This window comes from uncultured Paraglaciecola sp., assembly GCF_963977085.1.
Classification (GTDB): Bacteria; Pseudomonadota; Gammaproteobacteria; order Enterobacterales; family Alteromonadaceae; genus Paraglaciecola.
Genome location: NZ_CAXBNC010000008.1, coordinates 133136 through 152133, shown reverse-complemented (window position 1 = coordinate 152133; position 18998 = coordinate 133136). Strand labels below are relative to the sequence as shown.

18 protein-coding genes are annotated in these 18998 nt (G+C 41.9%); 6 read left to right on the top strand and 12 right to left on the bottom strand.

Features of this window, described 5'->3' with window-relative positions; translation table 11 throughout:
- Positions 1-15: 15 nt before the first annotated feature.
- Genes AAC000_RS11770 through ccmA form a run of 10 tightly spaced genes read right to left on the bottom strand, consistent with a single transcriptional unit; the run spans position 16 to position 7812 of the window.
- A complete protein-coding gene (locus AAC000_RS11770) occupies positions 16-780 on the bottom strand; it encodes a VacJ family lipoprotein (protein WP_339723004.1) in 765 nt (254 codons plus the stop codon).
- Positions 780-2039, bottom strand: a complete 1260-nt coding sequence (gene ccmI, locus AAC000_RS11765; RefSeq protein WP_339722914.1) for a c-type cytochrome biogenesis protein CcmI — start codon at positions 2037-2039, stop codon at positions 780-782. Before ccmI ends, AAC000_RS11770 begins: the two co-directional genes overlap by 1 nt.
- A complete protein-coding gene (locus AAC000_RS11760) occupies positions 2036-2488 on the bottom strand; it encodes a cytochrome c-type biogenesis protein (RefSeq protein WP_339722912.1) in 453 nt (150 codons plus the stop codon). The genes ccmI and AAC000_RS11760 overlap by 4 nt, the downstream gene beginning before the upstream one ends.
- On the bottom strand, positions 2485-3057 hold the full coding sequence (locus AAC000_RS11755) for a redoxin family protein (RefSeq protein WP_339722910.1): 573 nt from the start codon (positions 3055-3057) through the stop codon (positions 2485-2487). The genes AAC000_RS11760 and AAC000_RS11755 overlap by 4 nt, the downstream gene beginning before the upstream one ends.
- Complete coding sequence (locus AAC000_RS11750) at positions 3054-5060, bottom strand: heme lyase CcmF/NrfE family subunit (protein ID WP_339722908.1); 2007 nt, start codon at positions 5058-5060, stop codon at positions 3054-3056. Before AAC000_RS11750 ends, AAC000_RS11755 begins: the two co-directional genes overlap by 4 nt.
- Positions 5061-5062: 2 nt before the next feature.
- Positions 5063-5548: a cytochrome c maturation protein CcmE gene (gene ccmE / locus AAC000_RS11745; RefSeq protein ID WP_339722906.1), complete on the bottom strand. Its 486-nt coding sequence runs from the start codon at positions 5546-5548 to the stop codon at positions 5063-5065.
- A complete protein-coding gene (gene ccmD, locus AAC000_RS11740; RefSeq protein ID WP_339722904.1) occupies positions 5545-5760 on the bottom strand; it encodes a heme exporter protein CcmD in 216 nt (71 codons plus the stop codon). The genes ccmE and ccmD overlap by 4 nt, the downstream gene beginning before the upstream one ends.
- Positions 5760-6518: a heme ABC transporter permease gene (locus AAC000_RS11735; RefSeq protein WP_339722903.1), complete on the bottom strand. Its 759-nt coding sequence runs from the start codon at positions 6516-6518 to the stop codon at positions 5760-5762. The genes ccmD and AAC000_RS11735 overlap by 1 nt, the downstream gene beginning before the upstream one ends.
- Positions 6518-7171 carry a heme exporter protein CcmB gene (gene ccmB, locus AAC000_RS11730; RefSeq protein WP_339722901.1) on the bottom strand — a complete coding sequence of 218 codons (654 nt, stop codon included), beginning with the start codon at positions 7169-7171 and terminating at the stop codon, positions 6518-6520. The genes AAC000_RS11735 and ccmB overlap by 1 nt, the downstream gene beginning before the upstream one ends.
- Positions 7172-7182: 11 nt before the next feature.
- Positions 7183-7812: a cytochrome c biogenesis heme-transporting ATPase CcmA gene (gene ccmA / locus AAC000_RS11725; RefSeq protein WP_339722900.1), complete on the bottom strand. Its 630-nt coding sequence runs from the start codon at positions 7810-7812 to the stop codon at positions 7183-7185.
- A 245-nt stretch (positions 7813-8057) separates the two neighbouring features.
- Between ccmA and AAC000_RS11720 the strand changes: the two genes are divergently transcribed.
- The 3 genes from AAC000_RS11720 to AAC000_RS11710 all read left to right on the top strand — a co-directional run bounded on the left by AAC000_RS11720 (position 8058) and on the right by AAC000_RS11710 (position 12196).
- Positions 8058-10475 carry a flagellar hook-length control protein FliK gene (locus AAC000_RS11720; RefSeq protein WP_339722898.1) on the top strand — a complete coding sequence of 806 codons (2418 nt, stop codon included), beginning with the start codon at positions 8058-8060 and terminating at the stop codon, positions 10473-10475.
- Between the two features lie 15 nt (positions 10476-10490).
- On the top strand, positions 10491-10844 hold the full coding sequence (locus AAC000_RS11715) for an EscU/YscU/HrcU family type III secretion system export apparatus switch protein (RefSeq protein WP_339722896.1): 354 nt from the start codon (positions 10491-10493) through the stop codon (positions 10842-10844).
- A 272-nt stretch (positions 10845-11116) separates the two neighbouring features.
- Positions 11117-12196 carry a methyl-accepting chemotaxis protein gene (locus AAC000_RS11710; protein WP_339722894.1) on the top strand — a complete coding sequence of 360 codons (1080 nt, stop codon included), beginning with the start codon at positions 11117-11119 and terminating at the stop codon, positions 12194-12196.
- A 106-nt stretch (positions 12197-12302) separates the two neighbouring features.
- Here AAC000_RS11710 and recA read toward each other — a convergent pair whose 3' ends face one another.
- Together recA and AAC000_RS11700 are read right to left on the bottom strand one after the other, a co-directional pair.
- On the bottom strand, positions 12303-13334 hold the full coding sequence (gene recA, locus AAC000_RS11705; RefSeq protein WP_339722892.1) for a recombinase RecA: 1032 nt from the start codon (positions 13332-13334) through the stop codon (positions 12303-12305).
- 140 nt (positions 13335-13474) lie between these two features.
- Positions 13475-13960, bottom strand: coding sequence for a nicotinamide-nucleotide amidohydrolase family protein (locus AAC000_RS11700; RefSeq protein WP_339722890.1), 486 nt, complete (start codon positions 13958-13960; stop codon positions 13475-13477).
- An 81-nt stretch (positions 13961-14041) separates the two neighbouring features.
- Here AAC000_RS11700 and mutS point away from each other — a divergent pair, with 81 nt between their 5' ends.
- The 3 genes from mutS (at position 14042) to AAC000_RS11685 (ending at position 18996) form a co-directional block, all read left to right on the top strand.
- Entirely contained in the window at positions 14042-16663 is a 2622-nt protein-coding gene (gene mutS / locus AAC000_RS11695) for a DNA mismatch repair protein MutS (protein ID WP_339723002.1), read from the top strand.
- 60 nt (positions 16664-16723) lie between these two features.
- Positions 16724-17110, top strand: coding sequence for an MAPEG family protein (locus tag AAC000_RS11690; protein WP_339722888.1), 387 nt, complete (start codon positions 16724-16726; stop codon positions 17108-17110).
- A gap of 254 nt (positions 17111-17364) precedes the next feature.
- Positions 17365-18996 (top strand): CTP synthase, encoded by a 1632-nt coding sequence (locus tag AAC000_RS11685; protein WP_339722886.1) that lies wholly within the window; start codon positions 17365-17367, stop codon positions 18994-18996.
- Positions 18997-18998 lie beyond the last annotated feature (2 nt).

Below are 18998 nucleotides of genomic sequence, written 5' to 3'. Positions count from 1 at the left end.
TTCTATTTTCTGCAATTAAAAATCATCCAAAAACGCATCGATATCGTCTTCTAGCGCTTCTTCCTCTTCGGACTTTTCAATCTTTCCATCTTTCACTTTAAATTCCAAATTTTGGAAATAAGCACTTTTCACAAATGCATAAGGATCGGCAGAAGAGTTGAGTTGTTGCTCTTGTTGTATTACCGAGGCTCGGCTTTCTAGTGCTTTAATGCCGATACGCAAAAAACTCAAATAAAAATTCAGGCCATCAATAGGTAAATAAGCTGAATCCACATAATCGCCAACTGAGCTACGCACATCGGTTGGCCCAAGCGCTGGAACCATCAAATACGGCCCTGTATCGACCCCCCACTTGCCGAGAACTTCTCCAAACTCTTCTTCTTGTGCCTCTAAACCAATTTCGCTGGCAACATCAATCAAGCCCAATAAACCCACAGTTGAGTTCAGCAAAAAACGTCCAAGACTGATAAAAGTCCCGTCCAGCTTCCCTTGCAACAAATTATTAAGACCGTTGGAAGGCTCTTCTAAATTTTCTGCCACATTCAATAAACCTGTGCGCGCAATTTGCGGCATATAATCCACGTAGGCCACAGCAGTGGGTCGCAAAATATATTCATCTAAAATCTCATAGTTAAAATCCCACATGGTACGATTAAATGACTCTAATGGATCTTTTGGATCTTGATACTGTTGTGCCTTTTCAGTAGTCGTTTGTTGGGATGCACACCCACCAAGCAGCAACAACCCTGTTGCTAAAACTAAAACAGCTACTCTCTTCATCATAATTCTCTATCTATGGTTATTGTTTCTTGGATCATTTCGTTCGCGCTCAAAGTCACGATCAACTCACCTTGGAAGTCACCCGCTGACTGAGTCCCGTTTCCATCTATAGAAACCCTAGCGACCAACTTAGCTTGTTGTAATTGCGACAAGGTATAATTGGGCGTCATAGCATTGTCATTAGACAACTCAACTGTCATTGGGAATTCTCCTAGAGGCATTTTCACCACCGCAGCTGGCATTTTCATTTTTCCGGTACTTTCTTGAGCAAACACAAATAAATAGCCATTTTTAGGCAATTTTGATTGCAGTTCAGCATTGATATTGATGGTCACCAACACACCCGTTGTACTGGTACCTGCAACGGATGGCTTAGATGAATTTTGCGCACTTTGACTCACCTGACCAAGCTCTGCCTGCAATTGCATAATACGCTGGTTAACTGCCATATAATTGGGGTCTGATTCGGGAATAAACGCGACTAAATTTTGCCAGTTTTCAAGCGCTAGCGCTTTATCACCTAACTCAGTTGCGGCAATGGCTAAAACCCCCATAGCATTGGTATTGTCTGGCTCTAAAGTCAGAATGTGCAGCAACACCTTTTTAGCCTGCAATACTTGCTGTTCTTGTCCTGTCATCAATAACGCTTGTGCATAACTTGATAAGGTTCCAGTGTTATTAGGGTCATATTTCAAAGACTTTTCAAAGGCTTGAATTGCACTGTCTATCCTATTAATAGCGCCCGACACTCGCCCTAACAACATCCAACCAGTCGCATCTTCAGGTGTGTCTAACAATTTTGTTCTCAGGCCTAAGGCAAAGGTTTGTAAGTCCTGTAAATTAAGACTTTCGTCGCCTTTAATCATTCGTTGCCCTAGCTCGCTAGTTTGCTGCTGGGCCATCTGCCATTGCTGAATAGGTTGAATTTGATTGGCATATAAATAAGCTCCAATACCAACCGACAAACTAAGCAGTGCGCCAATTGCTATGGCAAGGCCTGCGTTAGATTCATTACTTTGCGCAATCTTGACCTCATCCAATAGCGCAAGTTTTAGCTCATTCTCAGATTGTATCCTGTCATTATCACTCAATAACCCTTGCTGTTGCTCAGAATCTAACTCGACTAAACGTTGTTTGATTAGGCTCTTGTTGGTTAAGGAACTCACAGAGTCATCGGCCGTTTTACGCAGCCACGGGAAGGCGATAAACGTTAAAGCAATTAAAACAAACAGCCCCGCACCTAGATAAAAAAGACTCACTCTTCACGCTCCAAAATTGCTTGTGCTTTGTCTAGCTGCTCTTGATTAATCTCGGGGACTTGGCGTTTACGAGACATGATAATTCCGGCCAAAGCAATAAAAATAAACAAAACAGGTAATAACCACAACCAAATTGTCATAGGGTTAACTGGTGGTTGATAATATACAAAGTCCCCATACCTTTGTTTCATAAAATCAATCACTTGGGCTTTGTCATAGTCTTTTTGCAGCAACTCATAAACCTTGCGTTTTAAATCTACCGCTATCATGGCATCAGAATCGGCAATGTTTTGATTTTGACATTTAGGGCAACGTAATTCTTTGGTTAACTCGATAAACAAAGCGTTCTTTTCAGGGGATTCAAAGTGAAACTTATCTTCTGTGGCTGTAACTTGGCTAGATAAAACACCTAACAACACCACAGCAAAAGTGGTTATCAATCGATTCATTGGGCCACCAACTCGTCATAAATTGGCGCGAACTTATTGTTCCAAACACGAGGATTGATATCACCAATGTGATGTAAACGTATCTTGCCTTGTCGATCAATCAAGTAGGTTTCAGGGGCACCTGTCACCCCCAGATCCATGGATAAATCTCGTTTTACATCGAATATATTGTAAGCATAAGGATTACCTAATTGACTGAGCTTGTCGGTGACTTCCTGCTGCACTCGTGCCACAGTTTTAATCCCAAAATCAGGGTCCATATCTTGGTCGAAGTACAAACCTACAATATGTTTACCCTCACCTTGCAACTGCTTTAAATAAGGCAACTCTATTGCACAGGTGACGCACCATACTCCCCACACATTGAGCAAGGTCACTTCCCCAAGAAAGACATCTTGGGTATAGGTCTTCTCGATATTCATTAAATCAGGCAAAACAAATTCAGGCATAGGCTGTTGCAACAAGGTAGATTGATGCTCTCGTGGATTAGAAAACAAACCTTGATACAGGAATACAATCAATCCCAAAAACAGTCCCAAAGGGATTAAATATACTGCTATTTTTTTCAAGATATTTGCTCCTTTAATACTGGGGATGACGTTTTAACTGTTTGAGGTTTTTTCACAATCTTAGCCATTCGATAACGCCTATCACTAATAGACAAAACGCCACCAAACGCCATAATAAAAGCCCCTAGCCATATCCAATTAATAAAAGGTTTCACATAAATTCGTAATGACCAATCACCATTTTTTAATTGCTCACCTAAAGCCACAAATAAATCTCGTGTTAATCCAGAGTCTATCCCGGCTTCTGTCATGACATTTCGCTGAACCGGGTAAAAACGTTTTTCAGCTTCTAGTGCAGCGACCTTTTTACTGTTTTGGTATACATCAACATGACCCACGTCTGCGGTAAAGTTGGGTCCCGCATAGGCCGAAACATCTTTAAAGACAAACTCATATCCTTGCAATGTCACGCGGTCGCCTATTGCCATTCTAACGTTACGCTCTACATTGTATGCGCTCACTAATGCTATACCGATAAGGGTCACGGCAAAGCCTAAGTGTCCAAATACCATGCCCCAATGACTAGGCGTAAGCTTTTGTAAACTTTGCAAAGTGCTAAATTTGCCTGACTTTACTTGAGGTTCAATACGCTGGCGAATTTCCATTATAGTCGCCACAATGATCCAGAAACTCATTACTAAACCAAAGGCAGCCATATAACTGGACTGTTCAAAACTCGCATTCACTAACACACCAGCAGAAACACTTAACGCAAAAGCGAACAACAACTGTTTATATAAAGCCTGAGCCGATTGGCTTTTCCAGCGCGAAAGCGGGCCAATACCCATAAACAACACGAAGGGCATAATCAGGTAAGTGAACATTTGATTAAAAAATGGCGCCCCGATTGAAATAGACCCCATGCCGAGTTCTTTATGTACAAGAGGCAGTAAAGTACCAAGTAGCACCACCAAAGTCGCAGCGGTCAAAAAGACATTATTGCCTATCAACAAAACTTCTCGTGAAAACAGTTGGTATCTACCGTTGCCTTTGAGTTGTGGTGCCCTGTAGGCATACAAGCCTAACGATCCACCTATGATCACCACCAACAAACCAAGAATAAACAACCCTCGGCTAGGATCACTAGCAAAAGAATGCACCGACACTAACACCCCAGAACGAACCAAAAAGGTGCCTAATAAACTTAAAGAAAATGCTGAGATAGCTAACAATACAGTCCAAGACTTAAAGACTTTACGTTTTTCTGTGACGGCCAGACTATGGATCAATGCTGTACCTATAAGCCATGGCATAAAAGACGCGTTTTCAACGGGATCCCAAAACCACCAGCCCCCCCAACCGAGTTCGTAGTACGCCCACCAACTACCAAGTGCCACACCAGCAGTCAAAAAAGACCAAGCGGCAATAGTCCACGGCCGCGACCAACGCGCCCAAGTTGAATCTAATTGACCAGAAATCAATGCAGCAAGAGCAAAGGCAAAGGCCACAGAGAACCCCACATAGCCCATATACAACATAGGTGGATGAATAATCATCCCAAAGTCTTGTAATAAAGGATTTAAATCTTTGCCGTCTATAGGGAAGAAAGGCAAAAGTCGATCGAATGGATTAGAGGTAAGCAACATAAACAAGTAAAAACCAATACCTACCATACCTAAAATAGATAACACCCTAGCGACCATTTTGATGGGAATAGCTTGACTAAAAAGTGCCACCGCCACTGTCCATATAGAAAATATCAGTACCCATAATAAAAATGAGCCTTCATGGCCGCCCCACACAGCGGTGATTTTGTAATAAATTGGTAGGGTACTGTTTGACGTATTGGCCACGTACGCCAAACTAAAGTCGTCGGTTATAAAACCATGAGTCAAACAAGCGTACGCAAAAGCGGTAAACACAAACATTGCAATGGCTAAAGGTTTGGCCATTGCCATCATTCGAGCATGATTTTTATAAGCGCCCCACATCGGATAAACAGACAACAATATCCCCATCATTAGGGCTAAAACTAAAGCGAAATTACCTAATTCAGCTAACATGATTATTCACCTGCCTCTGATTTACCGTAACTTGCTTGGTCTGGTTTAACGTGTTTAATGCCCTTCATCTTTTCTGCCAATTCTGGCGGCATATATTCTTCATCATGTTTGGCTAAGACTTCATGGGCCTCAATATGATTGTTTTTAGTTAATACGCCCGTTGCCACAATCCCCTGCCCTTCACGAAACAGGTCGGGCAATATCCCTTGATAACTCACTGTCACTGCAGGGCCGGTATCCACTAGATCAAAGCTTACCGCCAAGGTTTCTTGATTTCGTTTAACCGTGCCAGGCACAACCATGCCACCGATTCGTAAACGCTGTCCCACTTCGGGGATTTGTCCATCTTTACCCTGAATAATTTCAGAAGGTGTGTAGAACAAATCGATATTTTGAGTCAATGCATACAGCATTAAGCCTATAGCACCACCCACTATCACTAAGATTGCAGATACCACCAGCAAACGTTTCTGACGTCTTGGGTTCATATTGTATCTTCCTTACTATTTTGCTCAGCCGCCGCTTTAATGCGCGCTTGCCTTGTTTGCTCTCTCAAAACTTGCGTCAAAAGTGTGCGTTTAGAAAAAAACGAATCTAACCACAACACCAACAAACTCAGTGCCGTTACTCCAAAAGATAACCATACATATAAACCGTATCCACCCATATCAAGGAAACTACTGAAGTCTTCAAAATGCATTATTTCACCTCACTCAACGCAGCGTCTTTCGTTGCCATCTCCACCACCCAAGGGCGTCTTATTTCTCTTTGTAATATTTCATTTTGCATACGTAAAAGGAAAATCGCACCGCTGACCAACGCCCAGCCCAATATAGACAGCAGAAGTGGCCATAACATTTCCGGGGGCATAGAAGGTTTATCAAATTTCATAATAGTGGCGCCTTGATGCAACGTATTCCACCATTCAACTGAGTAATGAATGATCGGCAAATTGATCACACCAACAATAGCCATGACCCCTGCGGCTTTGCCACCTTGTTGTTTATCGTCAAAGGCTTTGTATAACGAAATCACTCCAAGAAACAAAAACAATAATATCAATTGCGACGTTAATCTGGCATCCCACTCCCACCAAGTACCCCACATAGGTTTACCCCAAGCAGCACCGGTAATGAGTGAAACAAAAGTCACTGTAGCGCCTATAGGTGCTAAGGCGACCATTGCCATAAAAGACGTTTTGACTTGCCAAACCAAACCAATAAACCCAGCGATAGCCATAGCGCTATAGAGGCTTTTAGATAACACGGCACTGGGCACATGCACATAAATAATCCGATAGGCTTCACTTTGTTGATAATCCGTTGGGGCAAAGGCTAATCCCCAAATGGTTGCAACTAAAATCACTATCAACCCCAGCAAACTAAACCAAGGCAACAACCTTTGGCATAGATGATAAGTACGTTCAGTTTTAGCGTAAGGATGTAACCACTTCCACATCAGGTTTGACTCACTCTAAGTGCATAAGCGATGGCAAAAGGCGCCAGCGCTAAAGAAAAAAGAAACATAGCGCCAATAATCGCTAGTTGCGCAGTATATTGCAATTGCATTGAAGCCGATTCCACAGCTGACGTAGCAAAGATTAATAAAGGAATAAACACTGGCAGTAACAATAAAGCCAACAACACCCCGCCGCGATTTAATCCCACGGTCAAGCCTACGGCTATGGCACCAATAAGGCTCAATAATGGCGTACCTAAAAGCAAGGTTATTAACAGAGCCCAATACATTGGCTCACTCAAATGTAAAAATAACGCCAATAAGGGTGATAACAAAATTAAAGGGAAAATACTGGTTAACCAATGGGCCACCACTTTTACAAGCGCAGCTGCAGGTAATGAGGTGCTAGACAACATGAGCTGCTCTAACGAGCCATCATGAAAGTCATCACGAAACAAACGTTCTAGGCCTAACAGAGACGACAATATTGCAGCAACCCAAATGACACCGGGGCCTATCCTTTGCAATGTATTTGATTCAGGTCCAACCGCTAAAGGAAATAGACTAATCACCAACACAAAAAATAACATCGGTTGCATCAACTCAGCTCTTTGACGATAAGCCAAGGCTAAGTCACGCTTTAAAATAGCCATCAATGCCGCCACTAGATCCGATACTCCAAGGTCAGTTCTTCAGTTGGATAGTCCAAACGTAAAGCTTGATGGGAAGTCATTATCACAGCACCACCACCGCGAAGAAATTTAGTGATTTGTTTAGTTAACAAATCAATACCTTGAGTATCAAGAGCAGTAAAAGGTTCGTCTAAAATCCACAATTTTGCGCTTTCTTTAAACCAAAACCTCGCCAAGGCTACTCGGCGTTGCTGCCCAGCAGACAAATTGGCGACGGGAATATCTTCTAACCCAACTAGGTTGAGTTGAACCAAGGTACTAAAAATGGTCTCGACTGAAATAGCAACTTGATGCTGTTTACACCAATACTGCAAATTTTCTACGGCACTCAAAGTCTGATTAATGCCTAACTTGTGACCAAAATACACCAAGTTTTTGTGGTAATTTTCACGATAGCTTTGGATATTTTGTTGTGAGAAAAACACCTCACCAGAATCGGCAGTGACTAATCCAGCTAACACTCTTAACATACTGGTTTTACCGGCACCATTTTGACCTTTGACGTACAGTAAATCACCTTGCTGAACCGCAAAGTTGATGTTTTCAAACAATAACCTATCTCTTTTGACTACAGACAAATTAGTTACAGAAAGTACCGCCAAACCTATCCTCGTTTATTCTATTAAGCGTGCAGCCAATTAATCCCCAATAATATCATAGGCTTTGCCCCTGACCTACTAGCTAAACCAAATAGATAACTCGAAATGGTAACAAAATAATAAGATGCTCAAATTAGCTATATCCAAAATAAGAGGGCAGAGTGAATAAGTGGATTAGCCAATATAGGTGAGTTGCGAGTAAACTGTAATTTAACTCATGCTTCTTAATATCAGCCGATAACTTTTATATGCCTGACATTACTCAATCATCTCAAGCCACTCTCACTCAGGCACTCACTCAACTGAGTCAATTAGCGCCTACGTCAGACGCTGCTCGGCAAGGTGTTGAAGTATTAGTGAAACATCTAGCAGGTAACGTTTTAAGTTTAAATAAAAGCGCGGTTTTACTCAATAAAGTCGTTTTGTTAAACAATCCAGAAATAAAGGGTAAACTTGCTGAGGGTCAAACTCATCAATTAAAAATTTCTGCGGACCCAGTTCCCACGCTTACGTTTTTTTCACAGGCAAGCCCTAAACTATCCAATGTTATCCCACTAACTGACCAACAACTACAGAGTTTATTAAGGTTACCGGCAAAACAATTGCTTTCAGGTAACGTGCAACTGAAAGCTGATATACCCAACAAACTACCTCTGATTAATGCTCAAGTAATATCGGTATTACCCAAACAACAAATTAATGCTCAGATCACCTCCAATCCCGGTAATTATCAAATTAAGTCAACTCCCTCTGAAGCCCAAAATGTCCCCCTGAGCAATCAACAAAGTATCCTAAAATTAAGCCTTGTTGATCAGAAACCGCCGCTCGAAATTGCACTGCCTATTAAACAACTCAATCAGTTTGCACCAGGTGAAAAAGTCACGCTTGCCATTACGCCCAGAGGCAATAACTGGCAGCTCACTATCCTACAAAACCAAACAAATGGGCCGAAGCAAACACACAATAGCGTGGCAGACTCTGCTGACAAGGTGCAGTTAAAGAGTCAAGGGGCGACTACACCATTGCCCCAAGCAGCACCTAAACTAGCCAATCCACTGTTACCACAAACAGCGGCAGCGAATACCACTACATCGGCAGCTGGCACTAGTGCCAGTCAAGAAATTAAAGTCGCTAACAATCAACAAAGTATACTCACCCCGCTACTTGCCACTCCGGTAATTAAAGCCAGCTTACAAGGACTCAGCCCCACTAAACCCGTTTCCTTTGAACTCCCTGTCAAAGCGGTTTTACAGCAGCTAACAAAAACCAATCAGCTGCAAAACCACGATCTGCTGCAAAAACTGCAGTCGCTACCTATAGATAAACTCTCACTGCAAATAAAACCCAGTGGTGAAATTGACCTTTTGCTACAAAACATTAAACCCGTAGCCACCATCCCTGTCACTAAAGAGATTGCCCAAACATTAGCACCACTAAAGTTGCCGAATTATCAAACAATCATTAAACAACTTGATTTGCCTATAGAAACCAATAAGTCACGGCAATCGCCGCGCCCAGAAGTCCACCTAGCTGCACCTAGGTCCAACACAGTTGTGCCTCAAGATAACTTAGCGGCTAATAAATTAAGACCAATAGTGCCACCAGTAGATGGCAATCAATCTGCAGAAATAAAGTTAAGTCTCAAAGAGGCCGCAGCTAATTTATTAACAAGGTTACAAGACAATCCCGTAACCCAAAGTGTGATTAGTCCTAGTCTACTTGCCAACAAACCCCAACAACTTAATCTAGTGCAAAGTTTATTGCGTATAGTGCAAGCTAAAGCAGAACCGCCTGCAGTCACCTTACAGGCAGTCGAAAAGGCGCTGGGTGATACAGAGTTTTTTAAGGGGGTAACAGAGCAGCCAAGTAAACAATTAGTTGAACAAGTGTTACAACAAGTCAAGCAAGCATTGCCCCAAGGAAAAGAACAAGACGTCAATCAAATCAGACAATTGTTGACAACCCCCGCCCTTAATTTATCCGCATTACAAATGATTAACCCCACATCCGGACAAGGTTTTATGAGTGGTTTAGTCACCTTGTTACAAATGTCACTCAGTGCAAGACTGTCACGTACACAAACGAGTCGTTCAGAACATATTACTGAAACACTCAATAATGTATTAAGTGGCGTCAGTAAAACCAAATCTAGTGCCACGCCAAAAGCCATGAGTGATTTATCACAATTAGAACAGAAACATCAATTAATGAAAGAAATTGGTCGTTTGTTATCGGGACATCAGACAAGCAAACTAAGTAATGCTGAGCAAATGATTCAGGGGCAAGAAAGCTTTTACTACAATTTGCCTTCTGCTTTAGGCGGCAACTTTAAAGACATTGAACTCTTAATTAAACGAGAAGAAAATCACCAAGAAAACACATCTGAAGAAGGAAACAGCAATAAAACATGGCAACTCACAATGAAGCTATCCGTGGGTGAATTAGGAGAATTATTAACTAAGGCTAAACTGAGAGCTGACACCTTAGAAATAAACTTTTACGCTTCTAATGAAGCAGTCAAAATTCAAGTCATGAACTACTTGCCATTACTGCGTAGAAAGTTTGACTCCCTTGGTATCGAAATGAGCAAAAGCCATTGCCAGCTAGGAAAAATCCCAGACACTCTGCAGCAACGTCCTTATCACATGTTTCAAGCCAAAGCTTAAAAGGCCTAAAAACCCATGACTGATCAAACATCAAAAAAACCCAAGCAAAAAAGCGCCGTTGGCCTTAAGTATCAACAGGGTAATCAAGGTACCTCAGATTCTGACAGTAAGTCACCTGCCCCCACTATTATTGCCAAGGGATTTGGTGACTTAGCTGAAGAAATTATTACCCTTGCTAGGCAAAATGGGGTGTTAGTACATGAAGACCCTTACCTTAGCGATTTTCTAGCCACCTTAGACTTAGGCCAAGAAATCCCAGATCAGCTCTATCATGTTATTGCAGAACTGATTTCTTTCTCATACGTATTGCAAGGTAAGTTCCCCGATAGCTGGGCCAAAATGCATAACAAAGTATCTAAGAAAGTATAAAACGAATCAGTAAATAATTAACACTAACACCATTCGTGCCCTACCCTTGTCCAAGGGGAAAAACGCACAATCAAAGGTAATAAAAGTTCGGATGGCCGCGAGGTGTTATTAAACAACAGAATAATTTTAGTTCTGCGGCAATCAGCCGAAAACTAATTAAATCGTTATAGAATGACACAATGCTGAATGAGAAGTTATGCTATAAATTCTCATTAATTATAAAAAGGGACATTGGACCTTTAATATTTATTTTATATGTGGAGTCTCAATTCATGTGGGTCAGTAAAAGCAGATACGTTGAATTAGAACAAAAATTAGCGCAATCAGAAGCCGAAAAAAATCGCTATAAAACTGAAAACGAAGACCTCATTGCTGAGTTAAGTGATGTCAAAGCGGCCTCAGCCATCAAAGAAGAATTGAGCTTTGATAAACAAATATGGCCCAACTTGCTTGATTGTATCAGCCAAGTGACAAGTATTAGGGAGTCTGTTTTATCTTCCTATGAATTAATCCAAGACGAATCACAATCTATCGATGAACTGAATCAAGTATTGGATAGCGGCCAAGAATCAATAACGGGTATTGCAGGTGGCATGGAGCAAATAACCGAAAAAATGCAAAACATGTCGCAAAGTATGGCTAACTTAGAGGCCATTGCTGACAGTATTAATTCTTTTGTAGAAACCATATCTAAAATTTCTGACCAAACCAATTTGTTAGCCCTTAACGCCGCAATTGAAGCCGCAAGGGCCGGTGATGCTGGACGTGGGTTTTCTGTTGTAGCCGATGAGGTAAGAAGCCTAGCAAGTAATACCAGCAAGTCCGCCGAAGAAGTAGGCGGTCTCATTGCTAGAATTAAGCAAGATACTGAGTCTGGCGTTAAATTTGCGACTGCACTTGAAGAGTCTAACGTTGAGTTATCTAATACTATTGCCGGTTTAAATACCAGTTATAGTGGAATTAACACTACAGTTGGTGCAATGAAAACTTCCATTATTGAAGCGTCGGATAGCAGTTTTATTCAAACTGTTAAGCTAGATCATATCGTTTGGAAAGGCCAAGTCTATGAAGTAGCCTTAGGGCGATCTCAAAAATCGGTTGAATCATTTGAAGATCACAAACAATGTAGATTAGGTCAGTGGTATAACAGTGACAAATCCCGTCAGTATCAAAAGAATTCGTCTTACAAAGCACTTGAAAGACCCCACTCAGAGGTACACCAACATGGCATCGCAGCTTTAAAAGAATTACAAAGCGGTGATATCAAACAAAGTTTACTTTCTTTTGAAAAAATGGAACAGGCCAGTGCGCAGTTGATTAATGTCTTAGATGACCTAGCCACACAAGGTTAATTATAAACCCATCTATGTAAAACTCAGTCTAACTTTTTCCAATCGCTATAAAAAAACCCGCTACTTTAGCGGGTTTTTCAGTACTGCCTTGAGACTATTCTTTGAACTATTCAGCGTCTTCTTTTTTAGGTGTTTCATCGGCCGCTACTGGTTTTGACAACAATAAATCTCTTAAACGTTTATCAATATCTGCTGCCATTTCTGGATGTTCTTTTAAATAAACAATGGAATTAGCTTTACCTTGCCCAATACGCTCACCATTGTAGCTGTACCAAGCACCCGCTTTTTCAACCATTTTATGGGTCACACCTAAATCAATGAGTTCACCAAAGCTGTTTATACCTTCGCCATACATGATTTGGAATTCAGCTTGTTTAAATGGAGGTGAAATTTTATTTTTGACGACTTTAACGCGAGTTTCGTTACCCACTATTTCATCACCCGCTTTAACGGCACCAATACGGCGAATATCCAAACGTACTGACGCATAAAACTTCAAGGCATTACCGCCAGTAGTGGTTTCGGGTGAACCAAACATAACCCCAATTTTCATACGAATTTGGTTGATAAATATCAACATAGTATTCGACTGTTTAAGGTTACCCGTCAATTTACGCATAGCTTGGCTCATCATTCTCGCCGCAAGCCCCATGTGTGAATCACCAATATCACCTTCAATTTCAGCCTTAGGAGTCAGTGCTGCAACCGAGTCCACTACTATGACATCAACTGCACCAGAACGAGTTAACATGTCACAAATTTCTAGCGCTTGTTCACCTGTATCTGGTTGCGAGACTAAAAGCTCGTTTACGTCTACTCCCAATTTTTTAGCATAAATAGGATCAAGAGCATGTTCAGCATCAATAAAAGCACACACTTTACCGTTGCGTTGTGCTTCTGCAATCACTTCTAGCGTTAAGGTAGTTTTACCGCTGGACTCTGGACCGTAAATTTCAACTATACGCCCTAAAGGTAAACCACCCGCACCAAGCGCAATATCTAAACCAAGAGAGCCCGTTGAAATCGTTTCAACGTCCATGGTTTTATTGTCGCCCAATTTCATGATAGAACCTTTTCCGAATTGTTTTTCGATTTGGCCTAAGGCGGCGCTGAGCGCTCTAGTTTTATTGTCATCCATCAGAATGTCCTTTGTGATTGTCGGTATTGGAGTGATTCACTTCAATACTAATTGCTATACAGTAGTTAGGTGCGAAGTATACTGTATGGTTATACAGTTACAAGTAAAAAGTCGAAATTATTTTTAGGATATATGTGTATTTATTCAGGCAGCAACTGCAAGGTATTTGATAAGGCAAATTCAATGGCTTTTATTCTAACGGTTTCTCTATTGCCATCAATCAGTAATTTTTGACTACTGCTTTGCCCATCAATAAAAAAGCCAAACCACACTGTACCTACTGGTTTTTCTGGGGTGCCCCCATCTGGACCCGCAATGCCACTAATGGCAACGGCCACTTCAGCTTTGGCATATGTCGCAGCTCCTACTGCCATCTCCTCCACGGTTTGCGCCGACACGGCGCCGTATTGATTTAATGTATGCTCACTGACACCTAACATCTGTTGTTTGGCATCATTTGAGTAAGTGATAAAACCTTTTTTAAACCAAGCTGAGCTTCCAGAAATACTTGTGATGGCGTATCCTACTCCCCCTCCAGTGCATGATTCAGCACAGGAGATTTGCCAACCTTTAGCTGCAAGTTTGTTTCCTAAAAGTTGAGCTAATTGGGTTATGTCTGCAGTCATGTAGGCAACCTAAATATGTGATATCTAATGATGAATATGTCACGCCAACCATCAGATAAAAAGAATAAAGTAATCGCTATTATGCCATCGAATAATTTTTCAGAGCAAACCTTAATAACTAGTCCAGCACTACAGTCTCACACACCTATGATGCAGCAATATCTAAAAATTAAGGCAGAACATCCAGATATATTGCTATTTTACCGTATGGGTGATTTTTATGAGTTGTTTTTTGATGATGCCAAGAAAGCCTCAGAATTACTCGATATATCATTAACTGCCAGAGGTAAATCCGGTGGCAATGCCATTCCTATGGCTGGCGTGCCTTATCATGCAGTTGAAAATTATCTGGCTCGTTTAGTCAAAATGGGCCAATCGGTCGCCATAGTGGAACAAGTAGGCGATCCCGCCACCAGTAAAGGGCCAGTAGAACGCAAAGTGCAACGTATTGTCACCCCTGGAACTGTTTCTGACGAAGCCTTATTAGAAGATAAACAAGACAACATATTAGCGGCGGTGGTCAGTGTTAAACAGCAGAACACCCAGCACTTTGGTTATGCCACACTTGATGTCACCACTGGTCGTTTCACCTTGTGTGAACCAAAGGATATCGAAGCCCTAGCGGCAGAAATTCAGCGTACCAATCCAGTAGAGTTGTTATACCCAGAAGACTTTGCTTTTCAGCACATAATACAACAGCGAAAAGGCTTGCGACGTCGCCCAATGTGGGAATTTGATTTTGACACAGCCACCAAGCAGCTAAACCAACAGTTTGGCACCAAAGAACTCACAGGTTTTGGGGTCACAGCCAATAAAACCGGTTTGTGCGCAGCAGGTTGTGTGATGCAATATGTGAAAGACACCCAAAGAAGTGCCCTACCCCATATTCGTAATATCCTACTTGAAACCGAATCCGATACCGTTTTAATGGATGCTGCTACTAGGCGAAACTTAGAATTAACCCAAAATTTAGCAGGGGGTAAAGAGCATACCCTCGCTAGCGTGTTAGACAATGCATCCACTCCCATGGGCAGTCGGTTATTACAACGATGGTTACATCGACCATTAACCAATATCAAAATACTGACTCAACGACAGCTAAACATAAAATCCCTACTCAATAGTGATTATCCACAGTTGCAAACTAGCCTCAAGCAGGTTGGCGACATGCAAAGAGTGCTGGCACGTTTAGCGCTGCGTTCGGCTCGCCCCAGAGATTTTGCCAGGCTGCGGCAAGCCTTTATGTTATTGCCTGATATTCAAGGATTTGTCACCGACCAATCTGCTGAGTCTGCTAACAGCGGTTTGATGCAACTGGCAAACGATATCAATCAATTTCCAAGGTTTGCTGATTTACTCAATAACGCCATAGAAGACGCCCCTCCGGTTTTAATTCGCGACGGTGGTGTCATAAAAGCAGGCTACAACGCAGAATTAGATGAACTTCGCGCCTTATCCAAAGGGGCGACTGATTATTTAGATGAGTTAGAACAACGGGAAAAAGACCGCACTGGCATTGCCACTCTCAAAGTGGGATACAACAGAGTACACGGCTATTTTATTGAAGTGAGTCGCAGTTATGCTGACCAAGTTCCCCCAGACTATGTGCGTAGGCAAACCCTAAAAAATAATGAACGTTACATTATCCAGGAATTAAAAGAGCACGAAGACAAAGTACTCACCAGTCAAAGTAAATCTTTGGCTTTAGAAAAACGCCTGTATGACGAACTCTTTGATATTTTATTGCCCGAACTAGTAAGTCTAATGCAAAGTGCAGACGCAATAGCAGAGCTAGATGTACTCACAAATCTTGCCGAACGAGCTGAAACCCTAAACTACCATTGCCCTGAACTGAGCACACAAAGTGGCATCCACTTTGGACAAGGCCGTCATCCGGTAGTGGAACATGTCATGAAAACACCTTTTATTGCCAACCCCATTGAGGTTAACCCACACAGACGAATGTTGGTGATCACCGGTCCAAATATGGGCGGTAAATCGACTTATATGCGTCAAACCGCACTGCTTGTTTTGATGGCGTATATTGGTAGCTTCATTCCTGCTGAAAATGCCCAAATTGGACCCATTGACCGAATATTTACTCGCATAGGTGCGTCTGATGATTTGGCCTCAGGTCGCTCAACTTTTATGGTGGAAATGACCGAAACCGCTAACATACTCAATAACGCAACGGCCAATAGTTTAGTACTGATGGACGAAATTGGCCGCGGCACGAGTACCTACGACGGTTTGTCATTAGCATGGGCATGTGCTGAATACTTGGCCATTAAACTGCATTCTTATACCTTATTTGCTACCCATTATTTCGAGCTCACCCAACTAGCTGACGAGTTACCCGAACTCGCCAATGTGCATTTAGATGCGGTAGAACACCAAGAAACGATTCGTTTTATGCATGCAGTCCAAGAAGGTGCCGCCAACAAAAGTTACGGTTTACAAGTGGCACAATTAGCCGGTGTACCCAGAAGTGTGATCCAACAAGCCAAACGCAAATTAGCCGAGCTAGAAAATCAACCAGTAGCCAAACAACCACTAATGGCTAGACAAGAACAACAACTCGACCTACTCAACTCTGTGGATGAGTTACGTTTAACATTAAAACAAATTAAACCCGACGACCTAACGCCTAAACAGGCATTAGACTACTTATATCAACTCAAAACCTTAGCGTCTGAAGATTAATACTGTTATTAAATATAAGGGTATAACTCAAGATCACTTTACTAAAACAAGGAATTCGCAATGGAATTACCAGCAATTGTTACCCTTATCGCATTAATAGAGTATTTATTTTTTGCATTCAAGGTTGGCTTTAGTCGTGAAAAATATCAGGTGATTGCCCCTGCGGTATCAGGCAACCCAACATGGGAAAGACTGTACCGCGTACAACAAAATACCCTAGAGCAATTAATTGTATTTGTTCCAGCATTGTGGATATTTGCATTTTTTGTGAGTCCCACAATCGGTGCTGCAATTGCGAGTTTATTTTTAATAGGCAGACCTATCTATTACATCACTTACGTGAAAAACCCGCGCAGCAGAGCAATAGGATTTGTAATGGGCTTTTTAGCAAACGTTGCGCTGATAATGGGAGGCTTGGGTGGAGCGATAGTAAATTTAGTGAGTTAATTCAGACAAGATAAAATTATTAACACCCTAAGTCACCACCCAGTTATGACTTAGGGCCTTTGATAATTCATTAAATTGAAATACCTTATGTCTTTTATTTCAGATTAATCTTTGTCTGGGATGCCTTTTGTTAGTATAATGCCTTCCCGTCTAGTAGTGGTTTTTTTCTTGCGGCGTATCAATAAGATCAACAAGAGAATTCAAACCAAACTGTACAAAGCCTATTCAATTCAAACGCCTTTATTAGGGTTCACATGACAAATTATATTTTCGTCACAGGTGGTGTGGTTTCATCACTTGGAAAAGGTATTGCTGCAGCCTCGCTTGCCGCAATTCTAGAAGCTAGGGGCTTAAGCGTCACAATGCTCAAGCTTGACCCCTATATCAACGTTGACCCTGGCACAATGAGCCCAATTCAACATGGTGAAGTTTTTGTTACCGACGATGGTGCCGAAACAGATTTAGACTTAGGTCATTATGAGCGTTTTATTCGTACTCGCATGACCAAACGCAATAACTTTACCACTGGCCGAGTCTACGAAGAAGTACTCAAAAGAGAGCGCCGTGGTGATTATTTGGGTGCCACTATTCAGGTTATCCCCCACATCACCAACGAAATTAAACGCCGCGTGATTGCTGGCGCTGAAGGTGTCGACGTAGCCATAGTAGAAGTTGGTGGTACCGTAGGTGACATTGAGTCACAACCTTTTATTGAAGCAATACGTCAATTAGGCGTTGAAGTAGGCCGCAATCGTGCGATGTTTATGCATCTCACATTAGTGCCTTATCTTGCTGCATCAGGTGAAGTTAAAACCAAACCCACGCAACATTCTGTAAAAGAATTACGCTCGGTTGGAGTACAGCCCGATATTTTGGTTTGTCGTTCTGAAGTCCCCTTACCTTCTAATGAACGCCAAAAAATTGCCTTGTTTACGAATGTAATAGACAAGGCCGTTATTTCATTAAGAGACGCCGACAGCATCTACAAAATCCCCGCCATGCTCAAAGCCCAAGGTTTAGATGAATTGGTAGTGGAACGTTTTGGCCTAGAATGCCCGGAGGCAGACTTAACCGAATGGGAGCAAGTACTTTACGCTGAGTCCAATCCTATAGGTGAAGTCACCATAGGTATGGTAGGTAAATACGTTGAATTACCCGATGCATACAAATCTGTGAATGAAGCCCTTAAACATGCCGGTTTAAAAAATCGTTTAACTGTGAATATTAAATTCGTTGACTCACAAGATATCGAGAGTAAAGGCGAACATATTTTACAAGGCCTTGATGCCATCTTAGTACCAGGCGGTTTTGGTGAGCGTGGTATTGAAGGTAAAATCACCGCGGCCAGATACGCGCGGGAAAATCAGGTACCTTATTTAGGTATTTGTTTGGGCATGCAAGTGGCATTAATTGAATATGCACGTAACGTCGCTGGCATGGAAAACGCCAACAGTACTGAGTTCGATGCAAATTCGCCTTTCCCTGTTGTTGGACTTATCACCGAATGGTTAGACGCGGCAGGTACGACTGAGTCCAGAGACGAAAGTTCAGACTTAGGCGGCACCATGCGTTTAGGCAGTCAACTATGTCATCTACTTCCCGGTAGTAAAGTACATGACATGTATGGCACCAGCGAAATATACGAGCGTCATAGACACAGATACGAAGTGAACAATAACTTGCGAGAAAGAATCGAAGCAGCAGGACTCAAAGTCACAGGTCTATCTGCTGATAAACGTTTAGTAGAAGTCATTGAAGTTGCTGATCACCCTTGGTTTGTAGCAGGTCAATTTCACCCAGAATTTAACTCCACTCCTCGCGACGGTCACCCTCTTTTTACAGGGTTTGTTAAAGCCGCAGGCGAATATTTTAAGAATCACAATTAATA

Coding starts and splice junctions, on each gene's coding strand:
- AAC000_RS11770 (WP_339723004.1), bottom strand. CDS start 780: ATGAAGAGAGTAGCTGTTTTAGTTTTAGCAACAGGGTTGTTGCTGCTT.
- AAC000_RS11760 (WP_339722912.1), bottom strand. CDS start 2,488: ATGAATCGATTGATAACCACTTTTGCTGTGGTGTTGTTAGGTGTTTTA.
- AAC000_RS11750 (WP_339722908.1), bottom strand. CDS start 5,060: ATGTTAGCTGAATTAGGTAATTTCGCTTTAGTTTTAGCCCTAATGATG.
- ccmE (WP_339722906.1), bottom strand. CDS start 5,548: ATGAACCCAAGACGTCAGAAACGTTTGCTGGTGGTATCTGCAATCTTA.
- ccmD (WP_339722904.1), bottom strand. CDS start 5,760: ATGCATTTTGAAGACTTCAGTAGTTTCCTTGATATGGGTGGATACGGT.
- AAC000_RS11735 (WP_339722903.1), bottom strand. CDS start 6,518: ATGTGGAAGTGGTTACATCCTTACGCTAAAACTGAACGTACTTATCAT.
- ccmB (WP_339722901.1), bottom strand. CDS start 7,171: ATGGCTATTTTAAAGCGTGACTTAGCCTTGGCTTATCGTCAAAGAGCT.
- AAC000_RS11720 (WP_339722898.1), top strand. CDS start 8,058: ATGCCTGACATTACTCAATCATCTCAAGCCACTCTCACTCAGGCACTC.
- AAC000_RS11715 (WP_339722896.1), top strand. CDS start 10,491: ATGACTGATCAAACATCAAAAAAACCCAAGCAAAAAAGCGCCGTTGGC.
- AAC000_RS11710 (WP_339722894.1), top strand. CDS start 11,117: ATGTGGGTCAGTAAAAGCAGATACGTTGAATTAGAACAAAAATTAGCG.
- recA (WP_339722892.1), bottom strand. CDS start 13,334: ATGGATGACAATAAAACTAGAGCGCTCAGCGCCGCCTTAGGCCAAATC.
- AAC000_RS11700 (WP_339722890.1), bottom strand. CDS start 13,960: ATGACTGCAGACATAACCCAATTAGCTCAACTTTTAGGAAACAAACTT.
- mutS (WP_339723002.1), top strand. CDS start 14,042: ATGCCATCGAATAATTTTTCAGAGCAAACCTTAATAACTAGTCCAGCA.
- AAC000_RS11690 (WP_339722888.1), top strand. CDS start 16,724: ATGGAATTACCAGCAATTGTTACCCTTATCGCATTAATAGAGTATTTA.
- AAC000_RS11685 (WP_339722886.1), top strand. CDS start 17,365: ATGACAAATTATATTTTCGTCACAGGTGGTGTGGTTTCATCACTTGGA.